Here is a 23207-nt window from a genome sequence, read left to right on the forward strand (position 1 = left end):
GGGTCAGGCCGTTAGTAGTCCCACATGAATCGGCCGTTTTCTTTACTCGCCACACTCTCCGTTTTCCTCCTCTGTGCTCTTGCTGGCATTGCCAACGATGCGAGCGCGCAGTCCCAACGTCTTAGTCTTTCGACAGATGTCTCGCCACGGTCGATTATCGTCAAGTTTCCGAGCGCTGCTGCGATGCAGGATACTGCTCTTCTGGCGCGGTTAAGCGGTGTCAGTGGTAGCCGTGACATCATTCGGCCAGTCTTTAAGAATCACTCTGTTGCTGTGGGCTTTAGCCTGCGGAGTTCCGATCCGTTCGGTCTTTCACGAATTGTGCAGGTGCCGCTCCGTGAAGGGGTGAATGCTCAGGATGCTGTTCGAGCACTCGCCGTTGGCAACGCATTCGAGTATGTCGAGCCCAATTTCCGGTACCACCTCGAAGGGACAGTTGTCCCCAACGATTCGCTCTTCAGTGGTCAGTGGTGGCTCCGGAATATTCATGCGCCCGAGGCATGGACAATTACCGAAGGGGACTCCACGATCAAGATCGGCTTCGTCGATACGGGTATCGATTGGCTTCATCCCGATCTCAAGAATCAACTCGCAGTCAATCCACTCGAAGACATCAATCATAACGGTTATTTTGATCCATGGCCAAATGACCAGTTAGGGATCGATGCGCGCGGCGATACCGTCACGGGCGATCTTGATGGAATCGATCATGATGGCAACGGCTACGCAAACGATGTGATCGGGTATAATTTTGTCGATCAGGAAATTCCGAATGTCGGCCACTGGTCTGGCCGCGATGCCATTCCGGTGGACGAGAATGGGCATGGGACCGCAGTGGCTGGAGTTCTTGCGGCGGAGCAGAACAATCACACTGGTGTGAGCGGCGTCGCACCAAAGTGCAAGCTTGTCGCACTCCGTGCCTTCACTGCGGATGGCGCCGGTGAGGATGATGATATTGCTTCTGCCATTGTCTATGCCGCCGATAACGGCGTCCGCATCCTCAATCTCTCGTTTGGTGATGTTATTCCGTCACTCATGCAGCGGGATGCCATTCGCTACGCCACCAGCAAGGGGATGCTAGTGTTCGCTTCAAGCGGTAATGCCGGTGGAGATGGACCACATTATCCTTCGGATTTCGATGATGTTGTTTCGGTCGGTGGCACTTCGAATTATCCCTCTGAAGATGCACTCTACGGATTCACGACGCATGGTGAAGGAATGGATGTCGTCGCGCCCGGAGAGAATGTGCTCACGACCTGGCCCAACGGCCATTACCAGAGTCTTGCCGGTACAAGCATGAGTTCTCCGATCGCCGCTGGAGTGGCTGCGCTCTTGCTTTCGGAACATCCGAGTTACACGTCGCTTGAATTGCGTTCGGTCCTCGCATCGACCGCTCAGGATGTCTTCACGCCGGGATACGATCATTACAGCGCCAACGGTCGTGTCGATGCGCTTCGTGCGCTTACCTATCCGGGCGGCGCGGCGATAAAGATTACTTCGCCGAACGTGCGCGATGAATTTCACATGGGTGATACCATTCGCATTGCCGGCAGTGCGATGTCAACGCTCTTCGCGAGCTACTCGATTGATTACGCTCGCGGCAACAATCCCGATACAAATCCATCGGTCAACAATTGGAGGAACATTGCGACCGGAAGTTCGCAGATGCTCGATAGCTTGCTTGCAACGTGGGACACTCATGACATTACACAAACCGGAGAGTACACACTTCGCTTAGTCGTTCGGTCGAGTGACCGACGTACGACCGAGGAGCATGTGATCGTTCGGCTCGCGAGTACACCGCCGCGATTCCAGGCATTCGAAGTGGATTCCGTCTTTGCCAATGGCGACCGTGGATTGCTGGTCCGAGCAAATTCGGATCTGTTCACGCAACTCGAGGTGCAGTATGCCGCACCCGGTGCGGGTGTTTCCAGCAAACTCGATGACAAGACCGGACGCGAACATGCGGTGCTCATTAAACGCGAGGAGGCGCAGGTCGGCGTGCCGCTAACGATCACGGCTATACTTCGCGCGCCGAACGGAGACACGAGCACGATGCGGTCAACTGCAACGATACTCGATCAAGCATTCTCCGATCAGGGCTTTGCCCAACAGCCGTATTCATTGCCGGCGGGCTATGTGCTGGATACGGTCCTTTCGACACCTGGAGGCGATAATGTTGTGATGCTGAATTACGCTGAGCAACAGATCAAAGTATTCTCGTTCGATGGGCATGCATTTCATGCTGTTGATTCTCTGGCCGACACTTCATTTCCGATCGCACTTGGAAATTCCATGGGCGACGGAAAGCCAGAACTGATGACCGAGTATCTTGGAAGCTGTCCCGCGCTCTCGTGCGGCACGACACGTGTCTACAAACAGAATGCTGCACACACTCTTCTGGGGGATCTGATTTTTCGAAGTGATACGATTCGCGGCAGCACGTTCGCCAAACTTGCTCCGGATGGTAAGCAGCAGATTGTCGGCATGATCGACAGCTCGTACCGTGCTTATGAATACAGCAACGGCATTTATCAATTGCTGGGCACGATGGTGAACACAGCGCCGACGACATATTACAATCCCTCCGGATCCTATAACCCGAATGGACAACCGAACTCCGCGCACGCCGATCTGGACGGAAAGGGATACGAGAATCTGATCACGCTGGATGCGGCCGGAAGCCTTGTAGTATATGCCTATGATGCCTCGTCCCCGACCCGATTCAAGCCTGTCTTCATCGATGCCAATGCCGCGAGCGCCGATGGATCACTCGTAGCGACCGGTGATTTCGATGGCGATGGCAGGCCTGATATTGCGTATGCGTTTCATCCGATTGGATCGGAGTTCGATACGACCGGCGATGAGCCAGCACAATTCTGGACCATTCGGGTGCTCCGAAATAAAGGCGGGATGACCTTCGAGCGAATCATGGAGGAGCAATTCTTCGATCGAAGTACATTCTCCGGCGGATTCGGCTCTTCCTGTGTCTCCAGTGTGCCTAACATTACTGGTGGTCGCGCGAGACAACTTGCGCTTACACTTTTTCCGAATTTCTATTTGATGGAATTCGATTCGGCGTCACAAACGATGAAGCCAATCTGGCGATTTCCACTTGCATCATCAGCACGCGGCCCGATCGCGTGGGATTTCGATCGCAATGGCAAGCGCGAACTCGGATTCCTGGCTGGTGACTCTGTTCGCTTTTTCGAGCCGATTGGTACGCTCGCTTCTCGGGTACCATCGCCTGGAGGACTCCTCGTCTCGCCACGCGATACGAATCGTGTTGACATGGAATGGGCGCCAGTCGAACGTGCAACGAGTTACCAGGTTCTGAGAGCCGATCCCGGAGATAATGGCTACACGATCATCGATACTTCGCTCGTACCAAGGTATTCCGATACCACAGTCAGCAACAATGAAGTCCATATCTATTCTGTCGCGGCTGTCTCTTCCAACTTCCGGGTTGACACAAGTCTTGCGGCGTTTGGCGTTGAAGCGCTGGTACATCCGATGCCGAGACTGATCAGCGCATCCGCCGCGAATCACTCCGTGTCAGTTCGCACCTCACAACCGCTCCGGACCGCACGGCCTGCGGCCGGATGGATTAGGATTGATGATTCGATTTCTCCAGAGTCAATCGCGATGAGTTCGGATAGCGAGATGGTGCTTGGTCTTGCCGGACCACTCATCGCTGGCGCACATTCATTGCGCGCGCGGTCGTTCGGACTTCGAGATTACTACAATTCTCCATTCGATACAGCGCATTCGGTTGTCTTTACTGTCTCATCGGATACCACGCCGTATCGGTTCTACATCGTACGCTGGACCTTTACGCAATCTTCCAGCGGTCTGCGGATTCATGTTGTATTCAATCAAACGCCGGGGCCCAATGGTCTTGATGTCGTGCATTATACCCTCACACCGTATGGGACGCTTGTTGCTGTCGAGCGCGACCCTGCGGATGCGAACGCACTTTATATCGATGTGGCGCCAGGTGTGAATTTGGTCGCGCTCGGAGTGCCCTTCGTGCTGTGTGTCAAGGGAATTGAAAGCGCGCGCAACATACCACTCGATGAACAAGAAGGGGATTGCGTCGGCATTTCATTCACGGAGCCTAACCTTGACAACGTCATGGTCTATCCGAATCCCGCGAAGGAATCGGATGGCCTGCTAACCTTCGCCAGACTCACCGCTCAGGCAGATATTCGGATCTACACGATGGACATGCACTTCATCCGGCACATTGTAACTTCCGAAAAGCAAGGGGGAGCCGTCTGGGATATGCGTGATGAAAATGGCGGCAGGGTTGAAAGCGGGATGTACCTCTATTTTGTGACCGGAAAGAATGACGCTGGCGATAACGTCGAGGGCAAGCCAGCGAAGTTCGTGATCGTTGGTGACCAATAGGTCTGATTTGACTCATTCGTCTGGTTTGCTAAGGTCCTAACCCTTTTGTGGATAACTTTTTAGCTTTCCCACAGTTTTCTTTTTGCTTGAAATGTGTCAAATTGTGGGGAATTGTGCTGACCTCATAAATTACTTTAAGTGAGGGCTTGACTTTTCTTATTTATCAATATATATTTGTGGTTCGAAGAAAGATGAACGCTCGAAGAATCGTCATTATCGCTGCTGTTTTGAGTCTCACTTCGGTGGTTCTCAGTTCGTGCGCGGTGCACTCGACAATTCGGGCGGTTGCGACTCAGGAAGGCCTCGCTTCTTATTATTCGAACGACTTCCAGGGCCGCAGAACCTCGAGCGGTGAGATCTTTGACAATAGTCGTTTTACAGCGGCGCACCGCACATATCCGTTTGGGACTGTCGTGCGGGTCACGAATCTTGAAAGTGACGCCGTCGTGACGGTTCGAATTAACGATCGCGGGCCGGTTAAGCCCGAGCGGATCATCGATCTCAGTTATGCGGCAGCGCAGAAGCTCGGAATTCTTCGAAGCGGCTTGGGCCATGTGAGGATCGATGTCGTGGAATGGGGCCGGCCGTCATCATGAATTGTATAAGAGTGGGCATGCGGATGTCGAACGGAGCGGTGGCTATGGTTGTCATAGGGGCAAGCTTCCTTAGCGGGAAGCTGGCAGCTAACGCTGACGTTTCGTTCGCTCCGCCCCGCGGCGTTCGTCTATAATCCGGACTCTGGGTCTGGACTGAGCTCTCAGGACGAGCGTCGCGGGGCGGAGATTCTTCCCCCCAATCGACTATGCCGCATGCGGTATTGCCCTGGCTTTTGCGCAGGTCGTGAAGATTTTTTGAAAAAAGATTCAGAATAGGTGTAACAAAAGTCGAAATCCGAAGTTATTCGGGTGCCTCCTTAGAACGAGATCGGTACGGCATTCATAAATGTCGGTGGTTTCGGGATGTGGTAGGCTCCTTTGACTGCCAAAGAAAACCTGTTTTTCGCGCCGCGAGCGATTTGCATCGTATATTTGCACGAGCTTTTACTCTGCGGCAAGCACTTTATCCCACGATAAGGCGCTGCGATAGTCAGGTGCGTTCGGAGGTGGACAGTGTCCATAGGGCCGGGTGCAAGTGAGGACGAGCGCCCGTAGTTCAACTGGATAGAACGTTGGATTCCGGTTCCAAAGGCTGAGGGTTCAAGTCCTTCCGGGCGCGCAACTTTCGAAGGTACGAAACTGACGTTACGAGACACTAGACGAGACGATAGTTAGAGCACTGAATGATTCGATCGCAACGAGACCTCGCTGAAGTTCAGCGACCGACACGAGATCTAACGCAAATGGAGAAGCTCCTGCTGCGTTACGAAGACACGCGCGAATGGGTACGCAATAATCAGCGTCTCCTCTCGGGCGTTGCCGTCGTCTTGGTAGCGATTATCGCGGGACTCTGGTGGTGGGCGGGACAGGTCAAGCAGAACAACGAGCGGGCTGCGACCTACACCACACGCGTCATGAATTACTATCTCAGTGGGGACTACCGCCATGCGATCGATGGCGATCAATCGCGCAAAGTCTCTGGCGAGCCCTTATATGGCTTGCGGTACATTGTCAAGGAGTACGGATCGAGTGCTGCAGCAACCGAAGCTGCACTTGCGCTCGGCAATTCCTACTATTATTTGGGCAAGTACGATAGTGCCGGTATCGCATATAATGCCGCTCCAACCAACGACGATCCAGTGATGACCTCGTCGATCGAAGCGGGAAAAGCAGCTATTTTGGAGCACGGCAGTAACAAAATCGAAGCAGCGAAGTTATTCGAGAAGGCGGCCGGGCGCGACAAGACCAATCCGTTTAATGCGGAATATCTTGTTGATGCCGCAAAGGACTACCAGGGGGCCAAGCAAACGGACGAAGCTGTCCGAGTTTGGCGGAAGATCCTGGCAGACTATCCGGCGACACAGTATGACGATCAGGCGAAGCGAGAGCTGACCCGGCTGAACGTCGAACTGTAAAGCGGACAAACAAAGTGTATTGAAACATCGCTGCGGGTCTTTGGCCTTCAAACCGTCAATGGCTCGCGTAGCGAAAATAGTGATAACCGTAAATTTGAGTCCATTCACAACGGGATATGCAATTCATTGACACGACCGGTCCCGCACGCCCAGAGAGCGGCGGCGGCGTAAGGAAAAGTTCAAACGGAGGCATTATGCATCGTTTCCTGACCCTTCGGGCAACGTTACGCGTCGCGTACGTTACCCTCCTCGTTGCTGCCGGCCTTGTGCTTGCTCAGAGCCAGTCGCATGCGCAGTACTTTAAGCGCATTAGCGGCTATCTGACGCCGGGTAACACCAACGTCTTCTATCCGCGCGTGCCGGGTAACTCCCTGCGCGACACGATCTACGAGATTGCCGGCACCTACAATGTGTCCGGTACTCTGACGATCATGGAAGGCGCTGAAGTCCACTTCCTTCCGAACGGCCGCGTTATCGATTCGTCGTGTGGCGTGATTCGCGCGGATGGATTCACGGGCCTCAACCGGCGCATTCTCTTCCGCGGGATTCCGATTAATCAGAACTCCTACGAATGGGGTCATTTCCTGATTCTTCCGGGAGCCAACGCCTATTTTGCCAATTGCCGTTTCGTCAACTTCCGGAAACGGACGCTGGTCGATACGACATTGATCTATGGTGGTGCGCCTGGCAGTCAGGCCTACACGAATAGCGTCGCGATCAACAACGCGGCTAACGGCGTCGGCGGCGTTATTTGCACGTTCGCGCGCAACACGTACTTATATGACATCATCGTCGATAGCTGCCAGGCTTCGTTCCGAGGCGGCGCATTCGCATTCCTTCAACAGCCGGCGAATTTCGTCGACCCGACGAACTGCGTGCCGAACGATGACGGCCGTCTCGCGCTCGTCGCGTCTCCGACTCCGCAGGTGCAAAAGCTCGTCATTCGTGATACGCGCGTCTACAATAATGAAGTTGTACGGACCGCACCTCCTGCGAACAACATCACGGACGTTGTCGCGCTGGGTGGTGCCATTTACATTGCGTCGAATACCAACGCGATTTCGAGCGCGAACTTCGTAACCGGTCGGCTGGGCTATGACACGAATGGTGTCGTTGCGCAGACATCGGACAACATTTTGATCGAGCGCTGCTCTGCGACAAATGCACTCACCGGTGCGAATGAAGTCGCCAAGGGTGGTGGCATTTACGTTGGTAGCAACTCGGCGCTGTACATTTCGAGTGCAACGTTTAATAATGATTCGGCGATTGCCGCATCCGCAGACTACAATGCATGGGGCGGTGGTATTGCGGTCAGCGCAAGCTCGGGCCCACAGGGTACGAACTCTGTTCCGACGACCCTCGCCGATCGCGCTCCTGGTCTGACGATTTACAAGACTGCAAACTTCAACACATGCGTTGCCGGTCTCGGTGGCGCAGTGATGCTCGATTGCCCGGCGGGCGCCGGCGGACCGAGCCTTGTTCGTGGACCGGTGCTGAATATCGATGGTGAGCATTGGGTGCCAGCGGGCGCACAATCGGCCGAATATCCGCTCGGGTTCACAGCAGGCAGCACGATTCCGTATCGTGATTCTGGCCTGATCATTTTCCAGAACAACGTTGCCAACGTCGATGGCGGTGCGATTTACACCTCCTATCACACGTTCGTCAATGGCTACCTTGCTCCGCAGAACTTCCCGTGGCCCGGCGGCAACCGCCCGGTCGAACTTCGCGTGAAGTTCCTCAATAACGTGGCTGCTGTCGGTGGTGGTAGTATCTTCATCAATGACAATGGATACGGTCCTTACACGGTACCCGGCGGCGTCGCTGTGACTCAAACGGGTCCTGGCATTCTGTCGAACCATCGCGTATGGCATCAAGGGAATTCCGTTAATGCATACGATCCGCGCGTGCTGCCGACAAAGAGTCTGGCGCAGCGCTCCACGATCGCTCAGTCTGCCTTAGGTGGTGGTGCTGAGTGGCTTGGAATGACCGATTCGACCTACGCGACTGAATACAATAGCAATCTTGTCATCGGCGGTAACGGCGGTGCGGTTGCGATGGTAGGTCAGGTTTCGAATAACCAGATTGCAGTCATTAACCGCTACTTCGTAGAAGAAGGCTACCAGATCGGCAAGCCGAACCAGTCACCGATTCCTTCAGACCCGCGCCAGTTGACGCGCTTCCTGAACAATCAGTGCTATATGGGCGCCGATTCTACCGCCGAGGTTGGCAGTTATATTAACAGTGGAGGTCAAACTTCGCATGCCCGTGGCGGTGGTATCTATCTGAAGATCACGAACCCACAGACTCTGTTTGTGCAGTACGACTCAACATTCTTGAGCCGTGTTCGCCTCGAGCAGAATACTGCATTCACAGGTTCTGCCATCTTCTCTGATAATTTTGACCTTCGGTTCATCACGAACCTCTGCCTGATCGCGAACAATCTTTCCACATCGAAAGCTGTGGCTGATACCGATCTTGATGCGACAGGGATTTCAAATCCATACAATTTGAACTCCGGTGCTACAATTTGGGCCGAGTTTGAAGGAACACTGCCGTCGTATAATGCTGCGTCGCGTAACGATGCTATCTATGACAATGTCGGCCGTTACATCCTTCGGTTGCCGGTTTCGCAAATCCAGGGCTTAGGCGGCACAGATACAATGCGCGGCCTCTTCTGGGGCGAGACAGGACCGAACGTGATCACGCAGATTAACCCACCGAATGGTGCCGAGCAGTCAACCTTCTTTATTGACTACTTCAATGGATGCTTTGGTAAGGAAATTATTCCTCCGCAGCCACCACCATATGGTGTCTACGAACCGAATAGCAATCCGTCGCAGGGTTATGCACCGCCACCGATTGGGCTCCTGCCAGATACCACGCTCATGGAAGGTCGCGTCTATGACGTCTATGATCTCGGAACCTCCATGCGAGTTGCCGATTACAACAATCGCCGCATGGCCCCCAGCGAAGACATCGCACTTGGCCTGCCGAACGATTTGATGCGCATGCATCGCTATACACGGAACATCTTTGATCTTGATCCAGTGTATGTCAGTAAGATCGATCCTAACCAAACGGATTTCGTCGGACCGCACCCGCTTGGCTACCCGCTGTTCCTGCAGGCTGATGTTTCAGCGGCAGACAGCAACCGCGATGCGTATGCAAAGAATTACACGACATTTTTTGTCATCAATCAGACCACGAACGAGTTTGTCCGTGTGAATCTGAAAGAGACAATGGTGGATGAAGGTAATGGTCCACAACAGATCTATCAGGGTCGGTTGGACTTCGTACCAGATTCATCAATTGCCAAGCGTCATGCGGCGGCTCGCGCAACGACCAACTGGTCGCTGTCGCTGCTGCGCCCGTCACCAACGTCGGATTTCAACGAGATTCAGCGCGCTTCCGTACTTGAAGATGCGGCTGCGCTCGATGGACGTGAGTATCCGCTTCAATTGTCGGATCTTCAGGATACGGCCAATCATGACACGGTATGCACCGAAGGCATGAATGGAACGACCTATTGGTTCGCTGGTGAGCGCTATCATACGCTCCCGGTCCGCCCTGGCGATCATATTGCCGTGGTTAGCCGCACACAGCTATGGAAGTGGGGCGCTGCCTATGCCCTTACGAATGGACTGCGCTTCGTCATTGGCGACGTGCTTGCTCCTCAGTTCGTGACGGATATCCCGAACCTGCAGGCCGATCCGTATAACCCGAACATCAAGTTCGTACACGAAGACGATACGCTTGATGGACGCGATGCCAACCATACGCTCTTCCGTGTTGGTGGCTGGGATGCGAACAACTTCTACGATCCGCGTTTCCTGTTTAATCCAGGTAATTACACGCAGCTGGCCTTCAACGTCACGTATGATGTTAAGGACACGCTCCAGAAGTACTATGGCACGAGCAACACTCCGCTTACCGTAGGCGATACCTCTGGCATCCGGTTGTTCCGCTGGTTAAAGCAGACAACGATCTTCAATCAGAACATTACGGGTTCGAATGGCTACGTTCTCCTTTGGGGCACGCCACACAATCCTGATGTCGTACCTGGTGGTGAAGCGCTTACCGCCACTGTTACCAATTGGCCGCCGAACTACGCCTCCGAGCATAACCTGCTCTCAGCCTTCCCCGGTGGTACGCTTGGTGCCGATAGCCTTGCGCTCAGCATGTGGACATTCCCACGCTATATGAACTGGAATACCGGATCGTGCCCGCAGCCTGGCTTTGAGCCGGATACGCTGTGCGTCCACTCCACGTCTTCGACGTATCACTTCCGGATCATTGTCATGGATAGCCTTCCGCGCTTCCTGAGCACACCTCCGGCGCGTTGCTTTGCAAGTCTTACCGATTCGCTCCGTTTCATTTACGATGTCAATACGGACGACGAAAGTGAAGACTCAATTGCCGCAACCGAGGCTTCGCAGACCGTCCTTGTCAACGGCAAGAAGACCACTATTCCTGGATGGGACTTCCGCTATGGCAAGACGACCTACAAATTCCTGTCGCGTCCGATATGGATGCAGCGCTCGCTCAATCCGTTCACACACCCGAATAACTACGGGACCGTCGATACGGATCAGCAGTTCATCAATCAGGGTAAGATTTATGTCGCCGTGGATTCTGCCTGGGCGGTTCAGCAACTTCTGACACCGACGCCACAGGTCAATGGTGAGCTTAACTTCGATACCACGATTTCGGTCGAGGCCAACGATGGTCACACTGGAAAGTCGCTGCAGCGTTGGGCTGTGACGGTTAATCTTGCGCCAGCCATTACAACATCCTTGTTGCCGCCGGCGAAGGAAGGTATTGATTACAGCTTGAACTTTACGGATACATCAAAGGTCAATCGAATTAAGATCTTCGATCCGAATTTCGCTGACTACCATACATACAAGCTTCTCTACAAGGGACAATCGGATTCTGAATATCGCGATCCGAACTACCACGTAGGCGGTGCATTGCTCAATGGTACGACACCGGGCTGGCTCCACATTGACCAGTATTCTGGTGTGCTGACAGGCGTACCGGGTGACACCGATGCCCCACGCACAGGAATTACTTCCTGCGGCGGTGAGGACACAGTGCTCGTAATCGTTCAGGATGAGTGCGGTCTGACTACCTGGGCTTGGTTGCCAATTGAGGTCGATTCAACGCAACACATTCCTGGATTCGTCCGAGGACCGAAGCAGGTCTGTATCTGGAATGGCGTACAGTACTGCGACTCGTTGAAGGTGTTCGATCGTGACCTCCTGCGCCCAGGCTGCTTGGAGTATGACACTGTTACATCGCTTACGCCTGGCGTAACGGTGAATGGTGGAACGACGCCAGCCATCTTGCATGGCCAATTGCAGGGCGACACGTTACCGATTACCTGGTGCTACACGCCGAACCACGACCAGAAGTACTTCAATACCCCGAATCCGATTCCGGACACGGTGAAGTTCGCTGTTGTCGATGTGGCGGGTAATACCGACACGATCGCATTCCCGGTGCATGTCGGCGATCTTCCGACATTCAATTGCGCGGTGTGGGTTTCCAATCCGCAGGTGACGGACCCCGTGTCTGGCGCGATTACGCATCCAATCGATCTCCAGAAGCTCGTATTTGGTACGGGTCAGTACGGTACGGATTCGCTCGATGCTCGCTATTGCGAAGTTGAGATTCCGCCGCAGCCGCAGCAGTCTGTCTTCGATGCACGTTGGGTGCTTCCGACAGGCGGCCAGCTCGAAGGAACGCAGATTGACATTCGCCGTGACCTTGATAAGGGCGCAACGAATTCGGTAGCATGGCAGGTGAAGTTTACCGCTGGCAATGAGAATGGCAACAATCTTTATCCGGTGGAAATTTGCTGGTCCAGTGCCTGTGCGCGCGCTGCGCTGAGCACAACGAATCTGAGCGGATCACATCTGTTCCTTCGTAATCCACAGAACTCGAGCAAGTTCTCGATTGACATGTCAACCGGCCTCGGACCAATTGATCCGACGCTGTATACGCTGACGACCGGATCGGACACGATGTGTCTCTCGATTCGCGATGTCAATCTATCGAACGCGCTCATTGTGCTCCAGCCTTCGAGCTCGGGCGTGTCGGATAACGATAACGTGGCACCAAGCTTCGCGCTTGAGCCGAACCATCCGAATCCGTTCACATCCGCAACCACGATCGACTTCAAGGTCGCGCAGCGCTCGAGTGTTCGGATCGATATCTTCGATCTGAAGGGCACGTTGGTTCGCACGCTTGTTAGCGAGACACTTGATCCTGGTAGCTACCCAGTAACCTGGGATGGTACCGACGCCACCGGCCACATGATGGCAAGTGGTACGTACATCGCAACGATGACGGCTGGAAGCTTTACCTCTTCCGTCAAGATGTCACACGAAGCGGCAGAATAATTATTTCGCCAGAGACTGCTCCGATTGCATAGTCTGATCGGAGCAGTCATGGCGGTAACAATAGCGAAACAGGCGAATTTTCAGAGTGTAAATACCTCAACTTTCTAGGAGTATCAGACCCATGAAACGATATTACTGGTTACTGGCCGCGATCACCGGAATCGCAGTGGGCGCGCTCAGCGTCCCGCTCAACGCTGTGGCACAGCAGGCCGGTGTCTCAGCGCTTTGGGCGAACTACAATGTGGAACCCCACAACGAGTTCTACCCGGCGTCGATGCCAAACCCGACGACGATTACTGTCGACCAATTTTTGAATGTTGTCGGACTTCCCGACCATGACGATGGTGTCGCCGACGCGATTCCTGTCGGTTTCACATTCGATTTCAATGGCAATAGCTACAGTGCGGTGAATGTTGGAATCAATGGTTTTGTGACCTTTGGCCCCACACATACTCACTCATACGAAGTTGGTGGCGGTGGTGGAATTCCACCCGCCGGCAACAGTTACCTTTTTAGCTCTGTCGAGCCGAACAATACGATCGCTCCATATTGGGGTGATCATTACTACCGTACACTCGAGCCGGGTTACACCCCGAGCACGATCCGTTATACCACAACCGTGGGTTCAAACGGAATTCGTACGTTCTGGCTGGAATGGCAGAATCTTAACATTAACGATAAGACCAATCCGAATTCGATCGCGACGTTCATGTTGCAGATTCGTCAGAATCCGCTCGCGAATGATCCTGCGGTTCCTGATCAACGCGCCACGTTTGTGTTCGAATACGGCCCGATCGGTAATGTCGGAACGGTTCAGACTGTCGGCGCTGCCGTTGGAGCGGATGACTCCGTTGGCTTCACCCATTTGAACGCCCTCTACGCCAGCTTAGCTGCGCCGGATTCAGTCCGTCTCAATACGTCCACACGTACCACGTGCTGGCCTCCTGTTGCTGGTTCGACGGGTTTGAGTGGACAGACCTGCCTTCCAGGGCGCGACATATGGATCGTGCCACAGGGCCGGGGTTCCTATGCCCAATGGGGCGATGGTGATGTGAACCTGGATCAGATTTACAATACGAACCCTAAGGTTCGTGCTAATCAGAGCCTCTTTGTCACGCTGACGGACGCGGATCTTATTCTCCAGTCGATTGTGAACAACATTCCGCTTGACTCAATCGAGGGACATGCTGCCTTCCACGGTGATGCGAACCATGTTGGTCCAATCAACGTGAATAACGGGCAGAGCCGAGTGTTCAACCCGAACTACGGCGCTTACTTCTATCATGCCGACGAGTATGATGCCGCCTACATCATGATGTACCTCGCTGGCAAGCTTGCGGTACTTCCGTGGCCTGCGCCGCTTCCTGTTCCAGGGTACAAAGAGTCAGATGTTCACACGACGGACGTAGCCGCGGTGATCGCCGATGCTTCGAACGCACGCATGTCGGGCAATACTGTGCTCGTACCACTCACGCTTCGCGGACGAGTCAATGGTGCCCTTGGAATGGCCTTCGATATTGCTGGCATGAACAGCTCCGGCGTGCAGTTTGCCGGAACACGTGCTGTTGATGGTGAAATCGTTCGTGCAAATGCAGCAAATGGTAAAGTTGCACTCGCCCTCAGCGGCAATCTTCAAGATGGTGCGACTGTCGGCTATCTAGAATTCCACGTTACCGACAAGCAGAACGCTGACTTTGATCTCACGAATGTGATGGTCAATGACGTGCCGCTTGCGGCTTCGCACGTTGCGTTGAAGCTTTCCGGCGCCGGTGCCGTGAACAGCGGCAACGTCCTTGGACAGAATGTACCGAATCCGTTTATGCTCGCTTCCGCGGGTTATACGACAATTGGATTTGATCTGCTGAACAGCGAGAACGTCTCGCTTCGCCTCTATGACATGTTGGGACACGAGGTTCGTAGTCTCCTTTCAGATGAGAATCGCGCTGCTGGACACAATTCAATTGAATGGGACGGACGTGACGCAAATGGCAACACTGTTGCCAGCGGCTTGTATTACTATCAGTTGGTGACCCCTGACTTCACGCAGACCGTGAAGATGCAGGTCGTCCGCTGATCTGACAAAATTTAGATGCTCGATTTTGGTTCGCGTGCATTGCGCACCGAGAGAAAGCATCCGGTGACTGGTTCTTTGAAATTCTATGGCATAACGGCTGGGTGTCTGCTCCTGGGAGCGGCACTCAGTCTGATCGGGATATCCAAAGTCCATGCGCAGAATGTGTTCCGGGTCAGAATTGACACGATCACAGCCAAGGCGGGCGATACGGTGACGGTGAATGTGAACTATCAATTCACAGCCACTCACTCGCACATGCTAAATGGATACGTCGCACGCTTTCTGTATGATACGAACCTGATATGGATCGCTTCATACGTGACTGACAGTACGGCGACAGCTGGCTTCATTTCAGAAGTGAGCCATCGTGGTATCAGCATTTGGCCGGACTCACATGAAATCGATCTGACGAACCCAGTTTTGTTTCGAATGCGCGTCGTTCTCCGAGCGACCCTTTCGGACACTGCTTGGATCCGTTGGGATTCGAGTTTCGCGTTGTTCGACCCGAGTACTGGTGTAGACTCTACAATTCAACAGGATGGGTGGGTTCGTACCAGTACGGATGAAGGACATACGATTCTAACATCTCCGGGTGCGAGCATCGCCGGTTATTCGAACGGTTATGTGGCAGACTCTGTAAAATTTGATTTGCCGGTAACGGTTACAGATCTTAGTCGCGCCAACGTTCAGAAGGCACGCTTCGGATTCGTTTATGATCCGAGCCGTTTGATCTTTGAGAGTGCGAGCAGTAACACGAACAGTGACCAGATTCTTGCGACGACCCAATCCTGGGATACCGTATCGATACTAATCGGCGGTCGCAATGGTAATCCGGTGCTGGGTGGCGATACGCTGGCAGTGCTTCATTTCGTGGCCCTAGTCGGGATCGACACGGAATGCATGATGCTAGGTAATCTTAGCTGGCATCCGGTTAACGCGGACGCTCACATAGGTACATGTGTATTTGACTTCGACTCGATTTGCCTCTTCGGCCACTACTTAGTATCCGGCGTGACAGAGAAACCGTCGCTGATGGCGCTACAGGTTTATCCAAGCCTTGCTCGTGATTTCGTAAACGTGACGGGCTTCGAGAATTTGATGATTCGCGTTTACGATCCTTTGGGCAGATGCACGGATGAGGAGAGAATTGTAGATGGAATGTGGCGGATTCCTTCGTTTCTACCGAACGGTATCTATGTGATAGTCGTACGGGAGACGGGAGGCATAGAGGAATCGGCAAGGATCGTTGTAGAGCGTTGAACGATCCATGGCGATGCCATAGAATGTTTTCGAAGAAAACTGCACCGCAAGGTGTAACAAAGTGTAAGAAAAACAATTAGTTGTCAGGTATGATGAACCCTAACAATTTTACAATCAAGGAGAATCAAGCCATGCGCAAGCGTTACGGCTCATGGGCGGCAGCTATCGTGCTTGCTGTCCTTGCGGTGTTCAGCGATATCACGCCGGTTCAGGCCCAGAAGCCGCCCGTTTTCTATCCGACTATTTCGCTCCGTAACTGGGGTGGCCGGTCAACTTGGGACGGTGTTCAGCGGGTGCCAGCTCCGAATTATCCGGGCAACCGCTACTTCCTCGTTCCGGTCTATGTCTATAACGAGGTAGATACGACGTTCAACCCGAATATTGGTCCAGCCGTTGGTGGCTCGCCACAAGTCGGCCAGCATCTCGAGCCGATTCGGAGCTTCTCATTCCAGTTGTATTACTCGTCGCAGGGTTTTATCCTTGATTCGACACAAGGTAATCCAATTGTAATGGTAGGACCTGGTCCGCTCGATACAGGTCGTGCGAAGACCTTTTTCACGCGATACTCTGATCAGCAGGTCAATAGTCCGCTGAATCAGAATCCGTACTTGCGCGTGATTCGCGTTGCTGGCGCCGGATCCGTTCCACTGTGGAATTCCCCGCCTACCACGAATCCGAATCCTTCGGATACGACGGTGCTGCTCTGGCTTCGCTTCCGCGTATTGCCGAATGCGGTACAGGGAAGTATCATCTTCCTCGATTCCGCTCGCTTCAATGATAAGCTCGGCGATAATCTCGGTGGCGCACCGGGCTTTGGAGCCAAGTATCAATTCCCATATCCCCCGCCGTCGGTCCAGACTGTGACCTATGATTACACGCACGGTAATCTTGGTGGTGGTAATTCGCAGACCGCTGGTTCACCGCCATGGCCTGGTCAGGGTGATGTTGAAATTTCCGCTCAGCCAGCTATGATTCTTCAGCCGGGCAATCAGTTGCTTCCGTTGGATAACAACTTGTACCCCCTGAACTTGCAGCTTGCAACTGACCTGACATACGATCCGGCGAATCCCCAAACAGTGCAGCGTGGCCTTCAGCTTCGTGACGCTATCGGGTTGACTGAACTTGACAATGTCAATATCTCCTCTGACCAAAAGTGGCTTACGATTTCGCTTTCGGCCGGTGGTTCTGCTCTGCAGACGCAGTACATCAAGCAGATCAACTATGGCTCATTGCCATCATCGCAGGTCCAGCAGTTCTTCTTGAACGTGAGCAATCCGCAGCAATACCCGCCAGGTATTTACTACGCGACGGTGACCTTTACCGCGGATGGTGCGGTAAATGCACCGATGAAGCTTTACGTCAAGTTCATCCGTCTTGCAAATCCAAACGAGCCACAGGCCGGCAACGGTACCGGTATTCGTCTTAATATTACGAATAGCTGTGTGCCGACATGCACAAGCACGCTCGCTTTTGGTACTGGCCCAGGTGCCAGTGAGGCGCTCGATCTGCTTTACGGCGAACAGCTTGTAAAAATCTCCGATACGATCAATGCTGATACACTCGGTCAGTGCTTCGCTTGGTTCCGCCCGCAGAATACGGCCGTGGATGCGAAGTATCAGACGCCGGACTTCATTGGAATTACGCGCGACATTCGCTCGCCGAATACCGATACAACGCTTATTTATGAAGTTGACTTTATGACCGGTGGCGCCTCGTGCTATCCTGTTAAGGTTTGCGTTAACCCATCGGATTTCCCAGCGGGCGGACGTATTCTGTTAGCGTTTACCCTCAATGGCGGACAACAGCCGATTGATCTGCGTAACGCAACACCGGATGGCAATGGTAACATGTGCGTCACGATCGTCGACCACACAATCAACCATTTCTACATTCTCTATACACCAGGTACGATCGCTTCACTCGCGACCTTCCTTGAGAAGTATAGCTGGAATTTGATCTCCTTACCTGTGATTCCACCGAATCCTGATCCGAAGATTATTTTCCCTCGCGCAGCCGGTGTGCCGTGGCAGTATAGCTCGTTTAGCAGCTGGTCTTCGGCGACATCGCTTGAATTCGGCCGCGGTTATATGATTCGCTACGGTGGCTTCATCGGTACAGATGGTGTTGTGGCTGGCACGCTTTCTCCTGCTGGCGTCGGTTCCACGTCTGTCGACAATGTGAAGATCGATGAAGGTTGGAATTCGGTCGGCGCTGCGAGTTATCCCAGCGATGAGACGAACATCGTCCTGAAGCCGATTCCGGGTTCGAACCAAGTTCCAAACCTCGTCAGCGATGTATGGGAGTTCGATCCACACAGCGGATACTTCACCAGCGCGTTTCTCGTGCCGGGCCGTGGCTACTTCATTAAGGTGGATGCCTCGGGTATCTATTCGCTCCAGAACGTGATTGCACCTCCGCCGCACAGCATGGCACATCAGACGAACGGCTCTGGCAAGATCACCGAATCATTGACAGGTCAACTTTCGAATGTACTCTTAAGTGATGCGAATGGCAATGGCCAGACGCTGTACTTCGGACATGCCTCGACATCGGTGCCAGAAAGCCACTTTGAGATGCCGTCACAATTCCAGGCATTTGATGCGCGCTTCGCAACAAATAGCGGAATGATGAGCTACAATCACTCTAGCTACACTGTGAATGTTCGCGCCAGCAACTATCCTGTCACCATGAAGTTCTCGAATCTGACCGGTACGGTCGAGGTTCGTGACGATGAGGGTGCGCTCCTTGGAACGGCAACGGGCAATGGCTTCGTGACCATTTCCGACGCGAGCGTCAAACAGGTTACAATTGCTGAAAAGCAGAGCAGTGCTCCTGTTGCCGGTGGCCTCAGCTACCGTCTCGACCAGAACACGCCAAACCCATTTGCTCCAGTGACGACGATTCGTTTCGCCACGCCGCAGGAACAGCCGGTTTCGCTTGTTGTCTACAATGAGATGGGCGAAGTAGTCCAAACTCTGGTTAGCGGAGTCTTGCCTGCTGGCGATCATATGGCGCTATTTGATGCTACGAATCTTCCTGCGGGTGCGTATTACTACACGCTCAAGGCTGGCAGCTTCGTTCAGACAGAACGCATGACAGTTGGAAAGTAAGAGATAAGCCTGTAACAAGGCACAATCTCCGGAGTTATTCGAAGCGGGAGTTGCTTATCATAAGCGGCTCCCGCTTCGACCATTCAGATACCAAAAGTTGCCATGAAGAGATTAGTCTCGATATCCATCATTACGATCATCGGTGCCGTAGCGGGCCTCACCATTCGGGCAGAGGCTCAATCGCCGGAATTCCATTTGGATTTCCTACTTCGTGACACACTGCAGTCGGGAAGTCATATCGAGTTTGGCGGACGATCGATTGGTTATGATCCCAGTGCGACGGATAGTGTCGATTTGCAATTCCATGAAGATCCGGAATATCCGGGGACATATCTCGAAGCGGGCAACGACTTGTTCTTTGAGTATCCTCGAAATATCGGAGAGACAAGAATTGACATTCGCAATAAGCCCGCTACAGGTTCTTTCGTCATCAATTACGTCATGGGTGTCTCGTTCGACTGGTACCCAACGGGTCGTCTTGTCTGGGATCCGGCAGTGATTCCACAAGCTGTGACTGCATTGTGGCTTCGCCCGTATAATAGGCAAGACACGGTTTTGCGCGACATGCGCGAGCAATCAAGCCTGTCACTCACTCCCACGGAGAATTCGCTGTGGAATGGGAAATATCTTATCACGCTATTCTACAATACGACGCCCCCATCCCTTGGAGTGGCGAAGTCGAGTCAGAATGTGGGGCTGATCGTTAGTGCAGCGGCCTATCCAAATCCCGTCATCACAAGTGGAAGACTTGCCGTAAACTTATCTGAGCCAGCGGGCCTCCGCGTCGCTGGCTGCGATGCCGCTGGGCGCGAATGCTTCCGATATTCTGCAGAGGCGAATGCAGGGCTTTCGATGCTCGATCTCAGTTCGCTCGAATCGGCACGTGGCGCTGTATTCTTACACATCGATGCTACCAGCGGAACTCGGCATGATTCACGGAATGTGATGGTGGTTAAGGAGTAGTCCGGTTGGAGAGCTGGCGTCTGACACGTCTGACGCCGTGAAACAAACTGACACACTTATCCCGCCTTGCCTGGATGTTGCGCAGTTACTTGGCCATAGGATTCGATGGTGACCGATTTCAGCTAGCTCGTGAAAGTTGTCATGAGCTAGCAACGAGCGTTCTCTTTATTGCTCCAGTATGAGTTTGCCGGTAGCGGTCTTTTTAGTGCCAGTCAATCGATAGAAGTATGTACCAGTAGGCAACGACGAGATATCGATCCTCTTTTGGTCGAGCACTTTCGTTAGCACGTTAATCCCCAGCACCGTTTCCAGTTCGAATCCTGTAACGCCTGACCAGTCTGCCGGCAGCACTACATGAAGGAAGTGACCATCACTAACAACAGTTGGTGACCCGACAGTATGGTCCGCATCGGGACCAACAGAGGCAGCAGGCACTACATTGGCGACCAGGAAATTCGACCGAATACCGGTCTCTCCCAAATGGATAATCCCTTTACTAAGAGCATACCAGGATGTTTGGTAACTTCCAGCAGTGTCTGCGAGCGTTGTCATGAACGTGAATTGCACGCTATCAATCTCATTCGGTGCCATCAGATAACTCGGCGGTGCCCAATACTTTTGAGGAATGATCGGCGCAAAATGGATCGTATCATCGACCCAGGTCGAGTCGATCACGATTGGTAACCCGCTCGAGCGATTGATGATCTGGGCAAAGCCACTGATCGATGTGCCCAATGGGGTTGTGCCAAAGGAATGACCCGTTATAGAAAAGTCACTCAGGCCGCCATCGCCTGTGAGAACGACCTCCTGGGTCACGCACACGTCACCAAATAGAATCGTATCGTAAACTGTGGACTTCGTGAGGGCTTTGAAGCAAATCTTAATCGCTCGTCTTTCGCCGGGGCTCAGAGGAGTCATGACAGCGCTATCGATCGAGAACCCCTGATCGCCATGTGCCAGATGCAAGAGGCTGAACGGGAATTGAGCCTGGCCAGTATTGACGAGCGTATCGAATGCATACAGGCAAGTGGAATCGTTGCCGTTGGCGAAATATTGGATTGGCGGTCCGATCCTCGCCGTCTGTGGGACATAGGTGCTACTGATCGTCGTCCGGTTGCCGCCCATGTCAAACACTGACGCAACGAGACTGGCCGGTTGCGTCAAATTCGTAACCGTCATGTCATAGAACGAGGCGGTCTTCGCGACACCCTCGATCCAGGTCGGATCGAGTTGGTAGCCCATGTTGTATACCGAATCAATTCGAATGTAGTCGAGTCCAGGACTTGCGGAATCGCCATCCGCATCCGAGAGATTGATATGTGCAGAGTAACAGGCCCCCGATGCATTTGCGATTGGGGGCGTGGTGTCTCGGCTTCCAACCGTTGCCATGCCAAGCAGTCCTGACCACGCGTAGGACTCGTCGTGGCCGTAGCCGTAGATATAGACTCCGACCCCGGAATCCGAGGTCACGATGTGCGTACCGGGAGTGACGGCATCGGCCCGGTATCCCTCATAAATGCCGTCCATGTAAACTTGGTGAAAGCTCTTCACGGACTTGCCATCGAACCTGACACTGGTATCGCCGTATTTGGTGACTATGTTCACGTAGCTCGTATATGGTCCTTGAGACCCTATATCGCTTGGTGTGCAGAACACCGCGGTCTTGGTGAATTCCTCGGCCGAATTAATCACGACTTCGGAAGGGTCACCATTGCCATTGATCCGATCCGGGTAGCTCGCGCTATTGATGTATTGCACGAGCAGAAATGGTGCCTCTGAAAACCACCTGGTTCCCTGAGTGATATCGTTCAAAAAGCGGAAGTCATACTTTCGGAACGCAGTGAATACGGGCAATAGCCCACCAAGATTATCGAAACGACTGATGATCTGCCCCGGCTTCGACGAGACGACGAGGAAGGTCGAAGCCTGATGGCCGGAGGCCGATCCCGGTGGCTGGTAAAACGGGATCGAGTAATACGTACTACCCCAGGTCCGCGTTGGCGGAATATAATCGAGTACGTGATCGCAGTAAGGGAAATCACAAGGAATGTTAGTACATTGTGAGCCGCCCTCCACGCCGATCAGCTTGTCCGATGTGATGACGGTTCCGGTCAGGTCGAAGTTATCACAGTCCAAGGTGCAGGTGGTTTCATATTGCACTGACTCGCCCCGGTTCAAGATGACCTGGAAGGTCTGGCCTTTTGCCGCGAGCACGCAACTGCAGCAAGCGCCGCTGCTGGCTTCGACCCGGATGTCCGCGGTCGGCGTGATCGAGACATGCGTGTTGTCCTGATTCGCGACGATCCCGAACTCACTGGGGAGATCGACGGTAGTACTGCCCGATCCCTCGTTAAGCGCGGCATAGGCGGCCACGACATATTCTTTGCCCCACCCGATCGCCGGAATGACGTACATACCATCGGATGTCGCGGGGCTGTGGGACATGACGTAGGCGCAAATATCGGCATCGTTCGACCAGACGTGAACTCCGAAATCACCGACGACACCGCTCGAATGCATTTCCCACGCGAGCGGCATGTTGAATGTCGTCGTCTGGTATGGCTTCACCACAATCGCAGTTCGCGCCCCGCCCGTGAGCTGGACGTAGACGGTTGTCGTGCTCGGCGATGTCACATAAAGCGCGAAGTACTTGCCGGCCAGGTTCACCGGGCCGTAATTCGTCAGGAGCAAGAACCAGCAGTCGCGGCCGAGCTCGGGGGCGTCATGCCGGGCATGAGTGATCTGGTGCGTGATCCGTTGAGGTTGTGCCTTAATCGGCGGGCAGACCGCAATTGAAAGGAGGATCAGGAAAGCGGAAATCGAACGAATGAGATTCATTGTAGGAAAGCTCCATATTGGGAGACCCGCCAACTTGCGAAAGGTTACACCCTATATTAAAACGCTTGAGATCGCCGGGGTTACAAAAAAATCTTCAAATTCCTTGGGAAACGTATAGAACGTGCTTTCAGAAG

9 protein-coding genes and 1 tRNA gene are annotated in these 23207 nt (G+C 53.5%); 9 read left to right on the plus strand and 1 reads right to left on the minus strand.

From position 1 onward, the window contains the following. Positions 1-24 precede the first annotated feature (24 nt). The 9 genes from Q8902_03105 to Q8902_03145 all read left to right on the plus strand — a co-directional run bounded on the left by Q8902_03105 (position 25) and on the right by Q8902_03145 (position 20235). Positions 25-4410: a S8 family serine peptidase gene (locus tag Q8902_03105; GenBank protein MDP4198541.1), complete on the plus strand. Its 4386-nt coding sequence runs from the start codon at positions 25-27 to the stop codon at positions 4408-4410. Between the two features lie 191 nt (positions 4411-4601). Further along, complete coding sequence (locus Q8902_03110) at positions 4602-5006, plus strand: septal ring lytic transglycosylase RlpA family protein (GenBank protein ID MDP4198542.1); 405 nt, start codon at positions 4602-4604, stop codon at positions 5004-5006. Positions 5007-5551: 545 nt separating this feature from the next. Continuing rightward, positions 5552-5625 (plus strand) — tRNA-Arg (locus Q8902_03115). 64 nt (positions 5626-5689) lie between these two features. Next, positions 5690-6421, plus strand: coding sequence for a hypothetical protein (locus tag Q8902_03120; GenBank protein ID MDP4198543.1), 732 nt, complete (start codon positions 5690-5692; stop codon positions 6419-6421). A 194-nt stretch (positions 6422-6615) separates the two neighbouring features. Further along, positions 6616-12828, plus strand: coding sequence for a FlgD immunoglobulin-like domain containing protein (locus Q8902_03125; protein ID MDP4198544.1), 6213 nt, complete (start codon positions 6616-6618; stop codon positions 12826-12828). A 121-nt stretch (positions 12829-12949) separates the two neighbouring features. After that, complete coding sequence (locus Q8902_03130) at positions 12950-14902, plus strand: FlgD immunoglobulin-like domain containing protein (protein MDP4198545.1); 1953 nt, start codon at positions 12950-12952, stop codon at positions 14900-14902. 39 nt (positions 14903-14941) lie between these two features. Beyond that, complete coding sequence (locus Q8902_03135) at positions 14942-16162, plus strand: hypothetical protein (protein MDP4198546.1); 1221 nt, start codon at positions 14942-14944, stop codon at positions 16160-16162. Between the two features lie 89 nt (positions 16163-16251). Next, positions 16252-19272, plus strand: coding sequence for a T9SS type A sorting domain-containing protein (locus Q8902_03140; GenBank protein MDP4198547.1), 3021 nt, complete (start codon positions 16252-16254; stop codon positions 19270-19272). A gap of 102 nt (positions 19273-19374) precedes the next feature. Continuing rightward, positions 19375-20235: a hypothetical protein gene (locus tag Q8902_03145; protein ID MDP4198548.1), complete on the plus strand. Its 861-nt coding sequence runs from the start codon at positions 19375-19377 to the stop codon at positions 20233-20235. A 165-nt stretch (positions 20236-20400) separates the two neighbouring features. On the opposite strand, the gene Q8902_03150 is transcribed toward Q8902_03145, so the two are convergent. Then, positions 20401-23073 carry a hypothetical protein gene (locus Q8902_03150; protein MDP4198549.1) on the minus strand — a complete coding sequence of 891 codons (2673 nt, stop codon included), beginning with the start codon at positions 23071-23073 and terminating at the stop codon, positions 20401-20403. Between the last annotated feature and the right edge of the window lie 134 nt (positions 23074-23207).

The organism is Bacteroidota bacterium, from assembly GCA_030706745.1.
In the GTDB taxonomy this organism is placed as follows: domain Bacteria; phylum Bacteroidota; class Ignavibacteria; order Palsa-1295; family Palsa-1295; genus PALSA-1295.

Bases quoted from the DNA above. Each gene is read 5' to 3' on its own strand.
- Q8902_03105 (MDP4198541.1), top strand. From the start codon at position 25: ATGAATCGGCCGTTTTCTTTACTCGCCACACTCTCCGTTTTCCTCCTC.
- Q8902_03150 (MDP4198549.1), bottom strand. From the start codon at position 23,073: ATGAATCTCATTCGTTCGATTTCCGCTTTCCTGATCCTCCTTTCAATT.
- Q8902_03125 (MDP4198544.1), top strand. From the start codon at position 6,616: ATGCATCGTTTCCTGACCCTTCGGGCAACGTTACGCGTCGCGTACGTT.
- Q8902_03145 (MDP4198548.1), top strand. From the start codon at position 19,375: ATGAAGAGATTAGTCTCGATATCCATCATTACGATCATCGGTGCCGTA.
- Q8902_03120 (MDP4198543.1), top strand. From the start codon at position 5,690: ATGATTCGATCGCAACGAGACCTCGCTGAAGTTCAGCGACCGACACGA.
- Q8902_03130 (MDP4198545.1), top strand. From the start codon at position 12,950: ATGAAACGATATTACTGGTTACTGGCCGCGATCACCGGAATCGCAGTG.
- Q8902_03140 (MDP4198547.1), top strand. From the start codon at position 16,252: ATGATGAACCCTAACAATTTTACAATCAAGGAGAATCAAGCCATGCGC.
- Q8902_03110 (MDP4198542.1), top strand. From the start codon at position 4,602: ATGAACGCTCGAAGAATCGTCATTATCGCTGCTGTTTTGAGTCTCACT.